Genomic DNA, 19,642 nt, shown 5'->3' with positions numbered 1-19,642 from the left:
CTTTGGCAGGCTGTCTCGAACGTATCCGCTTCGATGCCATGGCGTGAGTGTCCGTCGAGTACCTCGGCTTAGGGGCGTGGAGCTGCTTTCTGCAGCGCAGTCTCTGCGATGTTGCCACCGTAGTCGACACTTCGGGAGAGCGAGTCGACGATGAGTCCGAGCGACTGCGCCTGAACCGGATCGAGCTCTCTGAGCATGTCGTCGATCGTTCGCGTGTGGTCGTCGATCTCGAGGACGGCCTCGCGGGCGGCGTGACCGAGCTGGTTGGCCTCGGCGGTCTCGTCGGCGAACAGCGCGTCCATCGCCTTCTCGAGGACGTCGGACGCGTCGTCGTGAAGCGCTGCGAGCGCGTCGGCGACGTCGTCAGGGATCTCGTCGAGTTTCAGCGCGAGGTTGCTGATCTTCGCGGCGTGGTCGGCGACGCGCTCGAGTTGTCGGGCGCTCGAGTGGAAGTCGAAGCAGTCCTCACGGGGAACCCCGAGTTCCTCTGCGGCACGTGGCGAACGAAGCGTCGCACGGAAGATCCGTGAGACGACGAGCCAGAGTCGGTCGACGTCGTCGTCGCGTTCGATGACGTCGTGAGCGATGTCGTCGTCGTTCTCGACCAGTGCAGTCACTGCGTCCGCGAGCATCGAGGTCGCGATCAGACGCATCCGTGAGACGGCGTTGACGATCGACAGCTCAGAAGAATCGAGTAAGTCCTGAATAACGACGCTGTCGGTCGTCTCTTCTAAGATCTCGACGCCGACGAGACTCTGGGTGGCATCTCGGATCGCTCGACGCTGGTCGGTCGTGATTCGGCCGGCCTCGAGTCGGATGATGTCGAAACCGCTGACGTACATCGTCATGACCGCGCGGGTGAGCCGTTCACCTTCGAGGTCGGAGACGTCGAGCGTCCCTTCCTGGCGGTCGACGTCGCTTTGCGGTGTCAACAAGAGGGAGTCGTCCTCAGGATACAACTCGACCGTCGTCCCGGAGCTCACGTCGTTGTCGGTCGCCCAATCTTTTGGTAGAGAAACCGTATACGTTGACCCCCCAGTGACCTGGACCTTTCGCGTCTCCATACGGTGGCTTTGACGCTCGATAGTATAAATGTATGAGTGTCTATATACATCCACCGACACGGTTGAAATGAGTCGGAACGTTAGTCTGTGCCGTTGGGTGGGTTGTCGATACGCTCTCGATATGTGCTGATGTGTGTCAAACATAGAAATATATAGAAAACATAGCAGGGTATTTAGAGTCGATATCGCCACTAGTCGATCGATGGGACACGAGCCGATCACCGACCGGGCCGGCACCCTTTCTCGCCGGCGTTTCACACTCGGTGCCGTCGGAGCAACCCTTTCTGGACTGGCGGGCTGTATCGCGCGGGGGGAAGACAGCGGACTCGAGGGGGCGATCAGCATCGACGGGTCCAACACGGTGTTCCCTCACGGTGCAGTCGTTGCCGAAGAGTTCCAGTGGCGCAACAACCGCGTCGAGATCTCCGTACAGGGCTCCGGGACGGGTGCCGGTTTCCAGCGCTTCTGTGAGGGTGAAACCGACATTCAGAACGCGAGTCGAGAGATTCTCGAGGGTGACGACGACAACGAAGCCGTCCTCTGTGAGGAGAACGGAATCGAGTACGTTGGACTCGAGACGGCACTCGACGGGATCGCCGTCTTCGTCCACCCGGACAACGACTTGGTTGACTGTCTGACCGTCGAGGAACTCGAGGCGATCTGGGAGTCGGGGTCTGACGTCGACACCTGGAGTGACGTCCGCGACGAGTGGCCCGACGAGGAGATCGAACTTTACGGTCGCGACCCAGCGTCGGGGACGTTCGATTACTTCACCGAAGCGCTCACCGGCGAGGTCGGAAACATCCGTTCTGATTACTCCGCGAGTGCGGACACCAACGTCATCGTTCGCGGCGTCCGAGGGGCACAGTACGCACTCGGGTTCGGCGGCGCGGGGTACTACTACGAGAACGAAGACGACCTCAAACTCCTCGCCGTCGACAACGGCGACGGCTGCGTCAAACCGTCGCGAGAGACAGTCGAAAGCGAGGAGTACCAGCCGCTGACCCGGCCGCTGTACAGCTACTTCCGGGCTGATGCGTTCGACAGAGACGTCGTCCGCTCGTTCGCCCGGTTCTTCTTCGAGGAGGTCGACGGCGAGGCGACCGATGCCGACGTCGTCGAGGACGACGAGACGCTCACCTGGACTCAGTGGGCGGCCAGACGGGTCGGCTTCTACGGGATTCCGGACGAACAGGTCGAAGCGAGCAGCGAGAAACTCGAGGACGCGATCGCAGAGGTGACCGAATGAGTCGCGCCGACGAGACGGCCGTCGCGATTACGGGTGAAAACGGACCGATGGGCGGCCTGAAGGAGACGGCGATTCGTTCGGTTTTCTTCTCGTGTGCACTCGTAACCGTGTTGACGACGCTCGGGATCATCCTCGTGCTCGTCCAGGGATCGGTCGGATTCTTCCAGGAAGTGTCGATCGTCGAATACGTCACTGGTACGGACTGGTCACCGGTCATCCAGCCACGCAGTTTCGGCGTGTTGCCGCTGATCTGGGGGACGTTGATCATCACCGTCGGCTCCGCGCTGATCGCCATCCCCGTCGGGACGGCGACGGCGATATACCTGAGCGAGTACGCCGACCCCGAGGTGCGCAAGGTCATCAAGCCGACGCTCGAGATCCTCGCGGGAATTCCGACGATCGTCTACGGTTTCTTCGCGCTCTCGTTCATCACGCCGATCATCCAGCGTGTGTTCCCGGAGACGGGAACGTTCAACGCCGCAGCGGGCGCGATCGTCGTCGGCATCATGATCATCCCGATGGTCTCGAGTCTGAGCGAGGACGCGATGAGTTCCGTTCCGGACGACCTTCGGAACGCCGCCTACGGCCTCGGTGCAACCAAATTCGAGGTCTCGACCAGCGTCGTCTTTCCGGCGTCGCTGTCGGGCGTCATCGCCTCGTACATTCTCGCGCTCTCGCGGGCGATCGGCGAGACGATGGCCGTCACGCTCGCGGCGGGGATGCACCCCCAGATCACGGGCAACCCGCTCGAGCCGATCCAGACGATGACTGCCTACATGGTTCAGATCGGTATCAGTGACGTCTCGGTCGGCTCGATCGGGTACCAGAGCCTGTTCGCCGTCGGGTTGACGCTGTTCGCGATGACGCTCGCGATGAATCTGTTTAGCCTGTGGATCAAATCGCGTTACCGGGAGGAGTACCAATGAGCGCCGAAACGCCGTTCTCCGAGGGTGTCGAGGACATCGAGCGCAAACGCAAGATCGGTCGAGCGTTCGTTGCGATCTGTTTCGCCTCGACGCTGGTCGGCATCGTCGCGCTCGTCGCGTTGATCGCCGACGTCCTCTATGAGTCGTGGGGCTGGGTCACCTGGGAGTTTCTGACCTACCCGCCGTCGCAGGTCGTCGAAAACTTCCTGCCGGACGGACGGGGTGCCGGGATCTACCCCGCACTCGTCGGCTCGATCTTCCTGATCGCGCTCACCGCCGTCTTCACGATCTTCCTCGGCGTCGGCGCGGCGATCTACCTCGAGGAGTACGCCGCCGAAAGCCGGCTGAAGTCGTTCATCGAGGCGAACATCGCCAATCTGGCGGGCGTTCCCTCGATCGTCTACGGGCTGCTCGGGCTGGCGATCTTCGTCCGGGCGATGCAACTCGGGACCAGCCTCATCGCCGGTGCGCTGACGCTGACGCTTCTGATCCTGCCGATCGTCATTGTCTCGAGCCAGGAGGCACTCCGGGCGGTACCTGACTCCCAGCGCCAGGCGGCTTACGGTGTCGGTGCGACTCAATGGCAGGTCATCCGCGATGTCGTCTTGCCGCGGGCGCTGCCGGGGATCATGACGGGGACGATCCTTTCGCTGTCGCGGGCGATCGGTGAGACGGCACCGATTCTGATGGTCGGCGCGGCGACGTCGTTGTTCGTCGCCCCTGACGGGCTCACCAGTCCGTTCAGTGCGATGCCGATGATGATCTTCGAGTGGGCCGGCCACCCTGAACCGGAGTTCCAGCACATCGCGGCCGCCGGGATCGTCGTCTTGCTCACGATCTTGCTGCTGATGAACCTGGTCGCGATCCTCATCCGTAACCGGTACGATCCACGCACATGAGAGCGCACACCCCCGTGACCGAACCCGAACCGGCCGCTCGAGATCGCCTCGAGTCGAACCACGTCCGAATCCGGAACACGTAACTTCATGACAGCCAACCACGACGCAACTGAAATGACCGCGAACCGACGGGACTCACAGTCCGTACCGACCGCCGAAATCGACGAGCGTGGGTCGACTGCTGCGGCTGACGACCGCCCGCTTGGCTCACCTCGCGTCTCGAACCCCGTCATCGAATCCCGCGATCTCGACGTCTTCTACGGGGACACCCAGGCGCTTCACGGAATCGAAATGGAGATTCCCGAACAACAGGTAACCGCGCTCATCGGGCCCTCTGGCTGTGGAAAGTCGACGTTCCTGCGGTCTATCAACCGGATGAACGACCTGATCGACGTCGCTCGTGTCGACGGCGACCTCTACTTCCACGGAAAGAACGTCTACGACGACGACGTCGATCCGGTCGCCCTGCGCCGGAAGATCGGGATGGTCTTTCAAAAGCCCAACCCGTTCCCCAAGTCGATCTACGACAACGTCGCCTACGGCCTGCGCGTCCAGGGGAAAGACGACGGCGACGTCGACGAGATGGTCCGAACCGCCCTCGAGCAGGCGGCGCTGTTGGACGAGGTCGACGGACAGCTCGAGGAGAGTGGGCTCGACCTCTCCGGTGGCCAACAGCAGCGACTCTGCATCGCTCGTGCCATCGCTCCCGACCCGGAAGTCATTTTGATGGACGAGCCGGCCTCCGCACTCGACCCCGTCGCGACCTCGAAGATCGAAGACTTGATCGACGACCTCGCCGAGGACTATACGGTCGTCATCGTCACCCACAGCATGCAACAGGCCGCGCGTATCTCGGATAAGACCGCTGTTTTCCTCACTGGCGGCCACCTCGTCGAGTTCGACGACACCGAGAAAATCTTCGAGAACCCTGAGAGCCAGCAGGTCGAAGACTACATCACCGGCAAGTTCGGTTGAGGACTCGAGCGCCAGTCCAGTGGTCGATCAGTTTTCGCTCATGTTCGAGGTCCGGTACTAACTCGTCAGTGATGGGTGTCGGCGGTCACAACACCCCGAGCGCCGCGACCACGAGGACGTAAAGCACGAGTCCGACGAGGGCCCAGCGAACGGGCGAGACGTTCCACAGAAATCGAAGCGGCGTATCGTCGATTACTCGTTCTCGAACGGTTCTCGGTTGCCGTCGGATGGCGACCTGTGGTGCGGCGAAGAGCCCGGGCCGGACGGACGCATCGAGCCGTTTCGTCGACAGTTCGTGGATCTGCAGCCGGCCCACTCCTGTGAGATCGTCGTACGTACAGCCAGTGTCCGACTCAGCGAGAAATCCCGCGCAGGGCTTACAGAGCGTGAGGTGACCGCACTCGGGTTCCTCGGGGCCCGCCGGCGGCTCGAGCCAGGCGACGAGATCGGTGGGGTCCGACCGTTCGACGCCACAGCGGCTACAGCACTGATCGTTCGGCTCGCGCATTCGGGCGACTGGATCGGGCGCGTCCGGCGTCGGAAATAGCGGCGCCTCGTCGCGAACGTCGTCGAACGACCGGTTGCGCTGGTGGATCACTCCGTGACAGGGCCGACAGAGCGTCACGAGGTTCTCGAGGTCGTCCGGGCCGCCCGCCGCTCGTGGGATCACGTGGTGGGCCTGAAGCGTCCGGTCGTCGGCGCCACAGCGCTGGCAGGCGTAGCCGTCCCGGCGAAGGGTCTGTCGCCGGAGCGCTTCCCACCCCTCGCCGTAGCCGCGTCGGTCGGGACGGTCGTCGCGGTCGCCACCCATCGACGGACAGTGGGACCCTCGAGACGAAAGATCCATCGGCGATCGGTCACGATCGAGGTGACGAGTGCGTCTCGGCTGTCACCTACGGCTCACCCGAACACCGGCGTTAGATCGTTCGGTCGGTTCTGTACCAGCCCCATCACCACTGCCCATGAGCTACACCTGTGGGCGACTCCTCGAGCGGCATCGGCGACGAGTGATCGCTCACACGAAGGCTGTTTCCGTCCCCGCTTCGACCGCGCGGTTTACATCGATTGGCGGTAGCCACACTGCGGACAGACGAGCATGCCGTCCGTGATCAACAGATAGCTACGCTCACACCTGGTGCACGCACAGCCGATCGAGATGTCGGCGTTTCGAGCGACACCACAGAGCGTATTCTGGAGCAGTCGGACGCGCCGATCGGTCGCCTCGAGCCGTTCTTCGAGTCGCTCGAGCCGATCCGACGTCCGTCGCTGGTGGTGCTTGCCAGGTCGGAGTCCGGGGTCCATAGAAGGGGTACGTCGCCAGTGACGAAAACGAACCCGTCTCTCAACCAGTCTGACGGTCCGCGTCGCCGTCAAAACCCTCCGGCCGGAAAACGATACCGACGGTGCCGGCGTCGTTGTGACTGGGGCGTTATTCGTCGTCGAGCGCCTGCCAGGCAAGTCGCGGACTGCGTGCCGCGCTCGTCTGGTCGATTCGTCGAGCAGTCGTCCGCTCGGGTGCGGACTCGAGCGTCTCGTCGTCTTCGGCAGCGACGGCGTTGAACGCAGCGGCGAGGCGATCGAGTGTGGCCTTGCTCTCGACCTCGGTGGGTTCGGTCATCAGCGCTTCGGGGACGATCTCGGGCCACTTCGTCGTCGGCGGGTGCACACCGAAATCGAGCATTCGTTTGGCGACGTCGGCGGCGTCCTGGTCGCCAGCGCTCGCGACGAACTCGTGGTGGAACGGCCCGTAAGGTACCTCGTAGTCGATCTGCGAGGCGAGATAGTTCGCGTTGAGCACTGCCTTCGCACTCGCGTCCGTGAGCCCCTCGTCGCCGAGGCGTGCGATGTAAGCGAACGTCTTGACGAGCACGAGCCAGTTGCCCTGGAAGCCGTGAACCTTGCCGATCGTCTGCTCGGGGTCGAACAGTTCGTAGGTCGGTTCGTCTGCGTCGGACTCGGCGTCGTCGGCCTCGCGAACGCGAGGTGACGGCAGGAACGGCGCGAGTTCGTCGACGACGCCAACCGGACCCGCACCCGGTCCACCGCCGCCGTGTGGGGTCGCGAACGTCTTGTGGACGTTGTAGTGCATCACGTCGAAGCCCATGTCTCCCGGACGTGCCCGACCGAGCAGCGCGTTCAGGTTCGCGCCGTCGTAGTAGAGCAACCCGCCGACGTCGTGAACCATCTCGGCGATTTCGGCGATATCGCGTTCGAACAGTCCGAGCGTGTTCGGGTTCGTGAGCATCAGTGCAGCCGTGTTTTCGGAGAGGGCTGCCTCGAGCGCCTCGAGGTCGACCCGGCCGCCGTCGTCACTGGGCAGCGAGACGACGTCGTAGCCACCGAGGGCGGCGGTCGCGAAGTTCGTCCCGTGGGCGCTCTCGGGGATGATGACCTCGTTGCGGTGGCTTTCGCCGTTGTGCTCGTGGTAGGCCACGGCAACGCGGATGCCGACGAACTCGCCGGCTGCGCCGGCCGGTGGCTGGAGCGTGACGGCGTCCATGCCGCCGATCCGTCCCAGATAGTCCTGGAGCCGGTACATGAGCTCGAGGGTTCCCTGAGTCGATCGCTCGGATCGGTCCGGATGAACGGCTGCGGTCGGCAACGCGGCGACGTCCTCCATGAACTTGGGGTTGTACTTCATGGTACACGAGCCGAGCGGGTACGGGCCGGTGTCGATCGCGTAGATCATCTGCGAGAGCCGGGTGTAGTGCCGGGCGAGTTCGGGCTCGGAGAGGGCGGGCAACTCGAGGTCGTCCCGGGTCAGGTCGTCGGGAAGTGGGCTGTCCGTGTCGTCGCCGTCGATCTCGGCGCTGGTGAGGTCCTTCTCGGCGAGTAACGGTTCGTAGTGGCCGTCCTCGACGTAGCGCGCCTGGTCGTATCGGACCTGCTGGTCGGTTCGCTCGCTCATCGAACCACCTCCTCGAGCGCCGCGACGAAGCCGTCGAGTTCGTCGTCTGGAACCCCGGCGACACAGAGCTGGATCTCGTGGTCGTCGACGACGTGGACCGCAAAGCCTCGCTCCTCGAGGTCGGCGGCGACGGCCGACGCAGGCTGGTCGACGCGCGCGACGAACTCCCGGAAGTGGCGTCGATCGTGGACGGGTGCACGTACACCGGCGACGTCGTCGACGCGGTCGGCGAGGGATTCGGCGCGAGTGACGCCGCGTTTCGCGAGGTCGATCATCCCGTTCGGGCCGAGCGCAGCGGCGTGTATGGCACTTCGAAGGGCAACCCAGGCCTGGTTGGTACAGATGTTACTCGTCGCTCGCTCGCGGCGGATGTGCTGTTCACGGGTCTGGAGGGTCAGGGTGTACGCTCGCCGGTCGGTGTCGTCTTCGCTCACGCCGACCAGTCGACCGGGAACCTGTCGCAGGTACTCTTCGCGCGTCGCGAAGAGGCCGAGGCCCATCCCGTAACTCGTTGGCAGACCGAGGACGCTCGCGTCGCCGACGACGACGTCCACGCCAACGTCTGCCGGTCGCTGGAGCAACGAGAGCGCGATCGGATCAGTTCCCAGAGCGAACAGTGCCTTTGCGTCCGTTGTGATCTCTCCGATGGTCTCGAGGTGCTCTTCGATCGTTCCGCGGACGGTCGGGTTCTCCGCGTAGATCATCACCACGTCGTCGTCGACGGCGTCCTCGAGCGCCTCGAGGTCGACGTTTGCGTCCGCAGTCGGGTACGATTCGACCTCGAGATCCGTTCCGGCAACGTAGTTCTCGAGGGTGCTGCGTCGTCCCTCGAGCAACAGGTCGGGGACGAGTACGCGGTGGCCGTTCACGCTGCGGACCCGGTCTGCGAGGGTCGCGGCTTCGCCGAGTGCGGTCGCCGCATCGTACATCGAGCAGTTGGCGATCTCGAGCCCCGTAAGCTCGACCAGAAGCGACTGGTACTCGAACAGCACCTGCAAGAATCCCTGGGAAACCTCGGGCTGGTACTGGGTATAGGAGGTGAGAAACTCCGACCGATCGGCGAGGTGGTCGACGAGCGAGGGGACGTAGTAGCCGTAGTGGCCTCGTCCGAGCAGTTCGATTAGCTCGTCGTTTCGGTCGAGGATCGATCGAACGAGTCGCCGCGTTTCTCGTTCCGTTCGCGAATCGATCCCGAACTCGTCGTCGAACTGTACTTCAGGCGGAATGTCGAAGAGATCGTCGGCCGTTTCGGCGTCGACCGCCTCGAGCATTGCCGCTCCTTCCTCGTCCGTGTGGGGGGCATACGGACTCCCCGTGGGCTGTGATCCGTGCATAGTTACGGTGTATCTCGAGCGAGCGATCTGTGTTCTTCCCTCCCGCATCGAACGCGAGATTCGATTCGAGACACGATACCAGAGGGTTGTTGCTAGGGGATAATTAACGCACCCGTTCCCGGCAGTGACGAGTGCCGGTCCGACGTCGCTCTGAGAGCCACTGGCTCGCTGCAGCGGTTCCGGTCCGAGTTTGACTCCAGTCTCACCCGTCGGCCGGGTCGTGCTCGCTCGTGGGGCGACCGGTAGACACGTCAGCGCTGCTTTCTCGCGTTGGATCGCTGTCTACCTCGTCGGCTCCGTTTTCGTTGTCTTCCTCGAGTTCCGGTTCGGTATCACTCTCATCAGTTGTCGATTCAGCGTTCGTCGCCGTCTCGCTGACTTTCCCGTCCTCGCCGTCGACACCTGAACCGATACCGGTTTCCGAATCAGTGTCGACTGCAGGGTCCGCTCCAGTTTCGTCCACATCCCCCCACTTTTCGCCGAGCGTTCGTGCCCGCTCTCGAGCGAAGACGTCGAGCGTGATCTTCGCCCCACCAAGGACGACAGGGCCGATGAAGAGGCCAACAGCGCCGAAGACGACGATGCCGCCGAAGATCCCGAGAACGACGATCGCGGAGTTGAACGCGGACGACCGACCGATTAGCGCGGGTCGGAGATACGTATCGGAGGCGCTGACGAGCGACCCGTAGACGACGAGTGCGGCCGCGGCCAGGGGTTGATCGATCGCGAGAAGATACACCGACACGGGCACCCAGACGCCAAACGCCCCGACCAGCGGGAGCAACGCGAGAACGAACGTGGCAACGGTGAGGAAGACGACGGCCGGAACCTCGAGCACCGCCAGGCCGATTCCCAGCAAGACCGCCTGAATGCCCGCGACGGCGACGTTTCCGACGACGGACGCCCACATCAGTTGATCGAGCTTCCGGTACAGTTCCTGCTGGACGTGGTCCTCGATCGGCGAGATTCGATACGACCACGCGATCAATCGGTCGCCGTCCCGAAGGAGAGAAAACAGGACGAACAGTGTCACGGTCAATCCGATCAGGATCCTTGGCAACCCACTGACAAACTCCATCGCCGTCGTCGCGAGTCCCTGAACGCCCGTCGCGATCGGTTCCTGATAGGTCTGGTAGACGTCGACGAGATCGACTCTGAGCCCTGTCGACTCGAGTTGCGATTCGACAGCCTGAACGTCCAGATTTCCCTCCTGAAAGGCCGTGACCACCTCGAGGGCCTCACGCAGGGCAATCGCCAGCACGTATCCGAGCGGGAGCAAGATCGCGAGGACGGCGACGGCGACGAGCGTTAACGCGGCAGTCATCGACCCGACGACGTCCTCGAGCCGTCGCTGGGCCGGCATCAACACGTACGCGAGGACCACTGCCAGCAGGACGTACTGGAGATAGGGAAGAACGACGAGCAACCCGAGGACGACGCTCACGAGCGCGAGCACGGTTATTGCGCTTCGCTCTGAGAGCCAACCTGGCAGGTCGAGGCGATCCGCCATGGCTCTCGATACGACCCCCTTACGCATGACTCCACTGCCGAGTTGGGGCCGATGCTCGAGGACCAGCGAGCTGGGGACTCAGTCTTTCAACAGCGGTCTCGAGGAGTTGCTGACGACGAGGATGCTACTGGCTGCCATCGCGAGTGCCGCCAGCAGGGGGTTGAACAGGCCTGTGACGGCGAGTGGGATTGCGACGGCGTTGTAACAGAACGCCCAGCCGATGTTCCCTTTGACGCGTCGGTCGGTCGCTCGCGCGAGGTCGAACACCGTCTCGACCGACGCGAGGTCGTCGTCGACGAGTGCGACGTCAGCCGCGTCGGCGGCCATCGCGGTGCCGCCGCCCAGCGCGATGCCAAGATCCGCGGTCGCGAGTGCGGGCGCGTCGTTCGTCCCGTCGCCGACCATCACGGTCACTCCGCGGCCACTGAGGCGATCGATCGTCTCGGCTTTCCCCTCGGGAGGGACGCCGGCGAAAACGCGTTCGACCGCTGGATGCGCTCGAATCTGGTCCGTCGCCCGCTCGTCGTCTCCCGTCAGGACGACGACCTCGGTGTCCGTCTTCGAGATCGCCGACAGCGTTTCGTCCCAGCCTCCCCTGAGAACGTCCCCAACGACCACAACACCCTCCGCCATCCCGTTTCGGCCAACGGCAACCGGGACACGTCCCGTCTCCCGGCGCTCGTCGATCTCACTCTCGAGCGCGTCGGGAACGTCCCACCCTCGATCGCGAAAGAGGTCAGGGTGGCCGACGACGACCTCGTCGCCGTCGACCGTCCCCGAGACGCCGTTTCGGTGGCTCTCGAACGAGTCGACACGGTCGTCGACCACGTCAACGTTGTCATCCGTGCTGGGGTCGACGGCTTCGACCGCGCCGCCGTCGGCGATGGTGTCGGTCGGCCGCTCGTCGGCGATCGCCCGTCCAATCGGATGGGCCGACCGCGACTCGAGCAGCGCCGCCTGCTCGAGGAGGCGGTCGTCGACTCGGCTCTCGACGACGCTCATCTCGCCGGTGGTCAGCGTCCCGGTCTTGTCGAAGACGATGGTGTCGGCCTCGCGAACGCGCTCGAAGACGCTATCGTCGAAGACGACGATCGATCGCTCGAGGGCGTCCCGGATGCCCGCAGCGACGGCCATCGGCGTCGCCAGTCCGAGCGCACAGGGACAGGAGACGATGACGACGGTGAGCCCGACGAGCAAGGACGCGGCGAACCCAGTACCCAGTGCGAAGTGGGCAACCGTGACGACGAGCGCGAGCGCGAGGACGAGCGGGACGAAAATCGTCGCAAGCTTGTCGGCGATTTTCTGGATCCCATGGCTCGTGCTCTGGAGATCCCAGACGAGTTCGGTGATTCGATCGAGCGTGCTCGTCGCATCCTCGCCGACGCGAACCGTGACCGCGCCGTCTTCGACCATCGAGCCGCCGACGACTGGATCGCCGGTCATCTTCGTTACGGGCAGTGACTCCCCGGTGACGACCGCCTCGTCGACCGCTGCCTCGCCGTCGATCACGTCGCCGTCGATCGGAATCCGTTCACCCGCCCGGACGCTCACACGGTCGTCCGGCTCGAGGTCCCCGACCGGGACCTCCTCGTGGCCGTCACCCTCGAGACGACGGGCCGCGTCGACCTGCACGGTCGTCAGATCCGAGAGCCGTTCGGTCGCCTCCGCTTTGAGCGTCGACTCGTAGTAGCCGCCGAGGGTGACGACGACCACGACCGCGACGGTTACGTCGTAGAAGATGTGCGGCCCTCCGACGACGATCGAAATCGTACTGTAAAGCCATGGGCCGACAGCCGCGATGGCGACGAGTAGATCCATGTTCGGCGACCGGGTTTTGATGCCGACGTACGCACCCTGGAGGATCGGTCGACCGGTGAAGACGAGGATGATCGTCGTCAGCGCCGCGATCATCAGATAAAACGGCGTTGCTAGCTCGCTGGCGAGCGTCGCCTCGAAGAACTCCATCGTCCGTTCGTCGTAAAACCACGCTCCGAAGTACGTCGGGTAGATGATGACCAGATACTGCATCATCACCATCATTCCCATGAGCACGCCAACGGCGAGGCGTGCCATCTCCCAGTCGTCCGCCCGTCGACGACTGAAGGCGTCGTCCCGGTCGTAGGCGCTGTAGCCGAGCCCGCTGATTCGCTCTTTCAGGTCATCGCGAGAGATCGTCTCCGGATCGTGGTCGATCCGTACCGTATCCGTCACGTAACTCGAGCTCGCGGCGCTGACGCCCTCGCTCGCTGTCGCGACCGACTCGATGAACGCCTCACAGCTCGCACAGTACATCCCGTCGACCTCGAGAAACGTCGTCTCGTAGCCGGGCGGCCGCTCGTGCTCGTCCGGGGAGTCGACCGCTCGAGCCCGTACGTCCGCGGCGTCGACCGCTTCGACGTCACCTAAGACGTCGTAGACGTCCCGACAGCCGACACAGCAGAAGGCGTTCCCGTCGTCGATCACGCCGCTGCCCTCGACCGGGAGGTCACAGAGCGTGCAGCCGTCGTCGGTCGTGAGATCGTCTGTCATCGTGGATCTGGTCTGGTTCTCTGTCCGCAACCGGTCAGTGGTGGTCGTGGCCGCCCGCACCCGGTGCGTCGATAGCGTCGTAGAACGGCAACTCGGGGTGTGGGAGGTGGATACCCAGGCTCATCAGTCCGTGAGCGAACAGGACGTAGCCGAGGAGGATGAACCCCAGCCCAAGCAGTCGGTGCACTCGCCGACGGTGGGCGACATCGACGCGGTCGATGACGGTGCCATAGGCGAAGACCGCCGGAATCGTCCCGATCCCGAGCGCCGCGAGCGCGACCGCGCCACCGGTCGGCGACCCGATAGCGAACGCGTAGAGATACGCCGGGTACAGGACCGGACAGGGCAACAGCCCATGAATTGCACCGAGACCGACGATGCCGGGGCCGTTCGCCAGCCGGTCGACGTAGCCGGTGAGCCAGCCGGTCACCCGCTCGAGGCCCGGCAGTGAGACGCCGCCGGTCGTCCGTCCCAGCAGGTAGTAGACGCCGGTAAGGATGACGAACCCCCCGATTACGAGCCCGAGCCCGCCCCGGAGCCAATCGACGACGGTGGTCAGCTGTGCAGCCGTAATGAACAGAAGGCCACCGAGCGCGCCGAAGGCCGCACCAAGCAGCGTATAACTGGCGGTTCGTCCGAGGTTGAACAGCGCGTGCTGGCGAACCGCGTAGGTCGTGAGATGGCCTCGTCCCCGGTCGGTACGGCGTCCCGTCGCGGTCCCGCCGTCCGTCTTCGCCGTCATCCGACTGGAATAGACGGTCACGAGCGGTCCACACATCCCGATACAGTGGGCTCCGGCGAGGACGCCGATGAGAAGAAACAATACCACATCGATCCCGAGGAGCGTGAACGGATCCATAGCTTTTCAACTCATGAGGCCGGTCGGTAGTCGACATAGCGACTGGACGGGGTAGTGCATTTCGGTCACCGCTCGAGACCTACCGGAGCCAGTGAGGAACGCACAGTCTGACAGCCGAGCCCAATACAAGAGCCAAAGACAGTGTGACACCCGAGAATACGCTGACAGCCGGACACGGTGTGACGATCGAGAACGGGTGGATTCGACGGTTCGGTAACGTCCGTCAGTCGACGTAGCGGTACTTTCGCTCGCCCATCCGACCCCAGCCGTCGAAGACGAATTCGGCGTCGGGCGCGGTGAACTCCTCGACGTCGACGTCCATATCGTGGTTGTGGGCGTCGTGGATCTGTTCGTAGTCCGCCCAGCTCATGTCATATCGTGCGGCGAGCTGTTCGTCGACGTTCAGCGCCTCGATCTCGGCTTCCCAGCCGTCACAGACGGTTTCGGCGTGGATCTCGGCCTGGGCACCACTGCCGTAGGAGCCGACGAGAAGCGTCTCGCCCGCCAGGTCACGACCTGCCTCGAAAGCATGTTTCAACGCGCTCGTGCGTGCGAGGTGGACCGAGCCCGTATACCAGTTGCCGACCTCACGCGAGACCTCGAGCGTCGGATCGATCGTCTGTGCGTACCACTCTCGGTAGCGTTCGGTGCCTTTGAGCGCGTCCATGTACTCACGCAGCGCGTCGTGGTAGGACTCCTCGTCGTCGAACGCCTCCGCCCGTGGCTGGCGTCCGATCTCTTCGGCCAGGTCGTCTTCGATCGCCGTATCCCGCGTGATGTGGCGGTAGCCGAGCAGGCCGGCTTTCCGGACCATCCCCGGGAACGGCGTGTGGAACGGGATAAACGCGAGGTCGTCGGGGTGGACGTCGCCCGCGACGCTCTCGTAATCCTCGAGCGCCTCGCGCATCCGTGCGAGATACACCTTCACCGAGCGCTTGCCGTCGACGCTCGGGAACTGCTGATTTGGCTTCAAGAAGTCCGTCTCGTCGGCCGAACCGTAGCCCTGCTCGGTCGAGAGTTCGACGAGGCCCGGCTCCTCGGTGATCAACATCGCGACGGCACCCGCACCCTGGGTCGCCTCGCCGGCGTCCCCACGGGCGTACAGTGCCGTATCGGTCGCGATCACGAGCGCCGCACGACCGCGATTCCGGCCCGCCTTGATCCAGTTATACGCATCGTCGAGACTCTGAGTCCCTGCGATACAGGCGAACTTTCGCTCGCCCTTGTTCGCATGATGGAAGTCCCCGTCGAAGACCTGCTCGAGACAGCCAGCGACGTACGTCGAAACCGGCTTCGAGTTGTCGAAGGCGCTCTCGGTCGCGACGTCGATGCGGCCGATATCGTCGGGCTCGAGGCCTTTGCGCTCCATCAGCCGGTGGGCGGCGTTGGCCCCCATCGTGACGATGTCCTCGTAACTGTCAGGGAAGGAACTGGCGTTGAGCCCGAGTCCTTTCGTGTACTTCTCGGGATCTTCGCCCTTCTGCGGCGCGAACGTGCCGGGCAAGTCGAGTTTGAGATTCCCGGTCCAGACCTCGATCGCGTCGATACCGACTGCTGTCATAGCCGGATACTGTTGACGAGGATATATGGTATTGTCGTTTAGTGTTTCGACGATTGACGACCGGACCTCTGGTTTATTTAGTTATGATTTCTAAAGCAAATTTACTTATAAGGAGTTGTTGGGGAACTTTTTAACAGCGTTATATCTTTAAATCAGATTAAATTGGCGAAAAGAGCCATATTTATCGATTTGACACACAGACTAGTTACTCTATCGTCTCGCCTGCGTTCTCAGCCAGCACAGTTGCCCCTGCCTGGTCAATTGCTCCCGCAGCACTGATACTGATTTCTGCATTATTCCCCTGAGTTGTGACTTCGGCAGATTGCATACTGATTGTTCCCCCTGCTTGTATCTGTATCTCAGCGTTGGTTCCCTCAGTCGATACTGTAGAGGAAGACATCGCGATATTTCCTTCAGTTTGCATCTGTATCTCAGCGTTAGTTCCCTCAGTCGATACTGTAGAGGACCCCATCTCAATTCCGTTCTCTGCTTGCACCTGTATCTCGGCGTTAGTTCCATCGGTCGAAATGTCCGTATCAGACCCGATGTGGACCGTTTGGGCAGAGATATCGAATCCTTCTGAACCAGATGTGATGTCTCTTTTAATCCGGAGGTCAGCCGAATCGTCATCAAACGACTCTAAGTCTGATTCGGTGTATGTCTCTTCTCCCTCTTCATACTGTCCTGCACCACTTTCGTCATTGAACGCGACGGCACCGTCCGGGAGTTCTGTATCGCTATCACCATTAGGCGGTGGCTCTGACCCGCCATTTTCTCCGTTATCTAGGTCTTCTTCATCGGAATCAACAGTAGCGACAATATGCACATTAGTATTAGACGCTACGTCGAATTCGACTTCTTCACCAATCGGAAGTCCAATAATAGGGCCCTCAACAGTATCGCTAAATAGCTTCCAAGCCCTCACTGATATCTCCGGGTTATCTCCCTCGAGATCGACATCTATAATCTCGGCGAATGTCGCTTCACTATCTTCTTCGGACATGACAGTAGTGCTGACCACAACATCATCCTGCTCCAAAGCATTGGAATCCACATCCAGTTCGACTGTTGCCTCCCCATCTGAATCCGTCTCTTCAATCCACGTATACTTCTGCGATGAGGTTGGAACAGAGTCTGCTTCCTCGAGAGAGACCCGTCCGTCACTTCCCGTCGATTCTGGGAGATTGTCGACGTTTACGATCTCCTCGGTCAAGCCCTCGATATCCTCGATCGAACGAATCTCTGCGTTCGACACCGGATTGTTGAACCGGTCTCTGAACTCGAGGACTGTCGAATCAGTGCCTGAAAGTTCGGCGATGTATTCGACCCGTTCTTCCGGACTTTCTCGAGTCGCATCTCCGACCCCAACCTCTGCCATTCGGAGGTCGTACGTTCGTTCTGTGTTGTTGAACTCGACGGTTACGCTGTCGTCGTTGGTGGTGATGTTGTAGTCGGTCGTTTCGGAGAATGTATCACTCCAGTTATCTGGGCTGTTCGTCGGGAGCGTTATCTCCATCGGATCGTCGTCGTCGCTTTCGACGCCGACAGTGTTCGTCGAGGTACTGAACTCACGAACGTCGACTGAAACGGTCCCCTGGCCGGACTCTGAGTAGTTCCCTTGAAGCGTAACGATCGTGATTTCGTCGCCGTCGACGACGAGTTGGGACTGGCCGCCCACGTTCAGTCGCTCGTCGTTCGGATGGTGATTGTACAGGAGACCGTGTTCGTATCTCGTCTGTGGAGCATCCTGGTACTCATTGTAGCCGGGCGTGTACGTGAGTCCGTAGGTGGGGTAACCCTCTTCCCAGTCGTCGACGATTTGATCGGAATCGTCGACTGGCTCCGCGTTTTTGATTTCGATATCTCCGAGCTGCTCGCTTTCTAACGATCCAGACATTGGTCCGGGATTCATCGCGAACGTTCGCGTTGGATACGAGGTTCCGAGCGACACGGATCGGGACTCGCCGCTGTTGCCACCGGGAACCGAGACGATCGCGTTGCGGACCTGCTGGAGGTCCGCTTGAACGTCTTCGTTGTGTTCGATCTCGACGACTTCGTTCTCGGCGGGGACGGCGTTGACCTGATACAGCGCCAGGGCCGTAAAGAGAATCGCGAGCAGTAACACGGCCCCTATCTGGACCGTTACCGCACGCTCGTCCCCCCAACGCATCATACGACACGATAGTCACAACTAACGTAAACGCTTGTCGGCTCGAGAACAACGGCGAAAACAGATGTCCCCTACTCGTCTTCTTCGACGACCTCCGGATCGCTCATCGCGCTCTGGAGGCTGTCGAGGCCGTTGATCCACTCGGTGACGAGTCCGTACTCGAGTTCTTCGGCGATCGCAATATCGAGATCGTTCCCGTCGATGATCAGGGTACCCGCCTGGGCAGCGTAGCCGAGTGCGGCGTCGAGTTCCTCTTCGGCTTCGGCGTCGGCGGCCGCACCGAGGTAGTCGGCGATGCTTCCCTCTTCGGCGGGGCCGCCGGCGACGTACTCCTCGGCGGCGAAGAAGACACAGACGAGGCTTGTCTGAACGCCGTCGACGAGGATGAGTTTCTCCTCGTCCTCGACGTCGACCTCGCTCAGGACGATTTCGCGGACGTCTGCGATCTCGGCGAGCGCTTCCTCGTCATCGAGTTGCCCGTCGTCGTAGGCGGCGACGATCTTCGCGATCGCGATCGCCGTATCGTCCTGAAGGTTCAACAGGAGTCGGGCCGAGGATTCGTCCTCTGGATCGATCTCTTCGTCTTTGATGCGGTCGATCCAGTTCTGCCAGCGTTCCTCCGAGTAGAACTCGGTCGGGGGATTGCTCATACAGACACCTACACCGGCCGCTTGAAATGCCTTTCTCTACCTTCCCACGAATCGACCAAACGAAATCGGGCGGGTTAGGGATTCTCGAGCGTCTCAACGGTATGTATGCCGTAAACGAGCGTCGGGGTTTCGACGTGAGCGTTTCGGACTGCCTCGTCGTGACCGTTCTCGAGCAACCACGCAACACGACGGGGGACCGTCTTCGGTCCGAGGACGGCACCCGGTCGGTCGGGATCGTCGATGTAGTCGGTCTCCATTAGGAACGGCTCACCGCGGTCTGCGGCCTCCTCGAGTCGGTCTTTTTCGCTCATGGCGCTCGGGACTGGTCCCTCGAGTCGACCGCCGGCGTAGTGTTTGACGACTTTGTGAGCGGGAAGCCCGACCGCTTCGGCCCACGCGGTGACTTCGGTCAAGTCCTCGCTGGCTTCGGTGTGTAACTGGACGGCACAGTCGAGTTCGCTGGCTCGCTCGAACGCATGCCGCATGACGTCGTTCGACGCCTCCCAGACCGCGTCGTCGACCTCGTAGTGAGGGCGGCCGGATTTCAGCGCGAGGGCGTCGCCGGCGTCGACGTACTCGGCGGCGACGTCGATACCGGCTTGCATCAGCTCGCCGGCGTCCGCCGGGTCAAACCCGCGGTCGTCGACGAGCCGGGAGATCAGTCCCGGATGGACGCCGAGGATGGGCCAGGCGCGTCCCTCGAGTTCGGCCGATGCCTCTTCGACGATTTCGATGGTGCGCTCGAACACCGGCCGAAAATCGGCTCCGGTATCTGCTTCGATGTCCAGGTGCCAGGACGGCTTATTCACCACGAGCAGGTGGGTGCCTCCGACACGCGCGAAGTCACGAACTGCGTCGATGCCGCGATGGTGGTCCGGGTCCAGGTGAAGGTGATTGTCGAGAATCGGCGTCTCATCGTCGATCATGGATGTATGTGCGCCGCCGACTGGGAAAAATCATCGATTTCGACCCTTCAGTGGGAGTCGCTCGAGCCGGTGAGAGGGCGGT

16 protein-coding genes are annotated in these 19,642 nt (G+C 62.3%); 4 read left to right on the top strand and 12 right to left on the bottom strand.

The annotated features are described in order from the left end of the window. Positions 1-68 precede the first annotated feature (68 nt). Complete coding sequence (locus AArc1_RS07435; protein WP_117363771.1) at positions 69-1,064, bottom strand: phosphate uptake regulator PhoU; 996 nt, start codon at positions 1,062-1,064, stop codon at positions 69-71. Positions 1,065-1,266: 202 nt separating this feature from the next. On the opposite strand from AArc1_RS07435, the gene AArc1_RS07430 reads away from it, so the two are divergent. The 4 genes from AArc1_RS07430 (at position 1,267) to pstB (ending at position 5,113) form a co-directional block, all read left to right on the top strand. Beyond that, positions 1,267-2,313 carry a PstS family phosphate ABC transporter substrate-binding protein gene (locus tag AArc1_RS07430; RefSeq protein WP_117363770.1) on the top strand — a complete coding sequence of 349 codons (1,047 nt, stop codon included), beginning with the start codon at positions 1,267-1,269 and terminating at the stop codon, positions 2,311-2,313. Positions 2,314-2,360: 47 nt separating this feature from the next. Next, positions 2,361-3,239: a phosphate ABC transporter permease subunit PstC gene (gene pstC / locus AArc1_RS07425; protein WP_117365814.1), complete on the top strand. Its 879-nt coding sequence runs from the start codon at positions 2,361-2,363 to the stop codon at positions 3,237-3,239. Further along, a complete protein-coding gene (gene pstA, locus AArc1_RS07420) occupies positions 3,236-4,138 on the top strand; it encodes a phosphate ABC transporter permease PstA (protein WP_117363769.1) in 903 nt (300 codons plus the stop codon). The genes pstC and pstA overlap by 4 nt, the downstream gene beginning before the upstream one ends. A gap of 114 nt (positions 4,139-4,252) precedes the next feature. Then, on the top strand, positions 4,253-5,113 hold the full coding sequence (gene pstB / locus AArc1_RS07415; RefSeq protein WP_117365813.1) for a phosphate ABC transporter ATP-binding protein PstB: 861 nt from the start codon (positions 4,253-4,255) through the stop codon (positions 5,111-5,113). An 85-nt stretch (positions 5,114-5,198) separates the two neighbouring features. Here the strand turns inward: pstB and AArc1_RS07410 are convergent, their stop codons facing one another. From AArc1_RS07410 to AArc1_RS07360, 11 genes are all read right to left on the bottom strand, one after another. Then, a complete protein-coding gene (locus AArc1_RS07410; protein WP_394341270.1) occupies positions 5,199-5,960 on the bottom strand; it encodes an HNH endonuclease in 762 nt (253 codons plus the stop codon). Between the two features lie 209 nt (positions 5,961-6,169). Continuing rightward, entirely contained in the window at positions 6,170-6,415 is a 246-nt protein-coding gene (locus tag AArc1_RS07405; RefSeq protein ID WP_117363767.1) for a hypothetical protein, read from the bottom strand. A gap of 127 nt (positions 6,416-6,542) precedes the next feature. Next, positions 6,543-8,021, bottom strand: a complete 1,479-nt coding sequence (gcvPB, locus tag AArc1_RS07400; protein WP_117363766.1) for an aminomethyl-transferring glycine dehydrogenase subunit GcvPB — start codon at positions 8,019-8,021, stop codon at positions 6,543-6,545. Then, positions 8,018-9,355, bottom strand: coding sequence for an aminomethyl-transferring glycine dehydrogenase subunit GcvPA (gene gcvPA, locus AArc1_RS07395; protein WP_117363765.1), 1,338 nt, complete (start codon positions 9,353-9,355; stop codon positions 8,018-8,020). The genes gcvPB and gcvPA overlap by 4 nt, the downstream gene beginning before the upstream one ends. Positions 9,356-9,557: 202 nt before the next feature. Continuing rightward, entirely contained in the window at positions 9,558-10,865 is a 1,308-nt protein-coding gene (locus AArc1_RS07390) for an AI-2E family transporter (RefSeq protein ID WP_117363764.1), read from the bottom strand. A gap of 78 nt (positions 10,866-10,943) precedes the next feature. Continuing rightward, a complete protein-coding gene (locus AArc1_RS07385) occupies positions 10,944-13,394 on the bottom strand; it encodes a heavy metal translocating P-type ATPase (protein ID WP_117365812.1) in 2,451 nt (816 codons plus the stop codon). 34 nt (positions 13,395-13,428) lie between these two features. After that, positions 13,429-14,253 (bottom strand): sulfite exporter TauE/SafE family protein, encoded by an 825-nt coding sequence (locus AArc1_RS07380; RefSeq protein WP_117363763.1) that lies wholly within the window; start codon positions 14,251-14,253, stop codon positions 13,429-13,431. A 223-nt stretch (positions 14,254-14,476) separates the two neighbouring features. Next, positions 14,477-15,814 carry a hydroxymethylglutaryl-CoA synthase gene (hmgB, locus tag AArc1_RS07375; RefSeq protein WP_117363762.1) on the bottom strand — a complete coding sequence of 446 codons (1,338 nt, stop codon included), beginning with the start codon at positions 15,812-15,814 and terminating at the stop codon, positions 14,477-14,479. Positions 15,815-16,019: 205 nt separating this feature from the next. Further along, positions 16,020-17,987: a hypothetical protein gene (locus AArc1_RS07370; protein ID WP_117363761.1), complete on the bottom strand. Its 1,968-nt coding sequence runs from the start codon at positions 17,985-17,987 to the stop codon at positions 16,020-16,022. A 68-nt stretch (positions 17,988-18,055) separates the two neighbouring features. Beyond that, complete coding sequence (locus AArc1_RS07365; protein WP_117363760.1) at positions 18,056-18,634, bottom strand: DUF2150 family protein; 579 nt, start codon at positions 18,632-18,634, stop codon at positions 18,056-18,058. A 74-nt stretch (positions 18,635-18,708) separates the two neighbouring features. Further along, positions 18,709-19,560 carry a TatD family hydrolase gene (locus AArc1_RS07360; RefSeq protein WP_117363759.1) on the bottom strand — a complete coding sequence of 284 codons (852 nt, stop codon included), beginning with the start codon at positions 19,558-19,560 and terminating at the stop codon, positions 18,709-18,711. Between the last annotated feature and the right edge of the window lie 82 nt (positions 19,561-19,642).

The organism is Natrarchaeobaculum sulfurireducens (assembly GCF_003430825.1).
GTDB lineage: Archaea > Halobacteriota > Halobacteria > Halobacteriales > Natrialbaceae > Natrarchaeobaculum > Natrarchaeobaculum sulfurireducens.
This window is presented reverse-complemented; position numbering and strand designations above follow the sequence as displayed.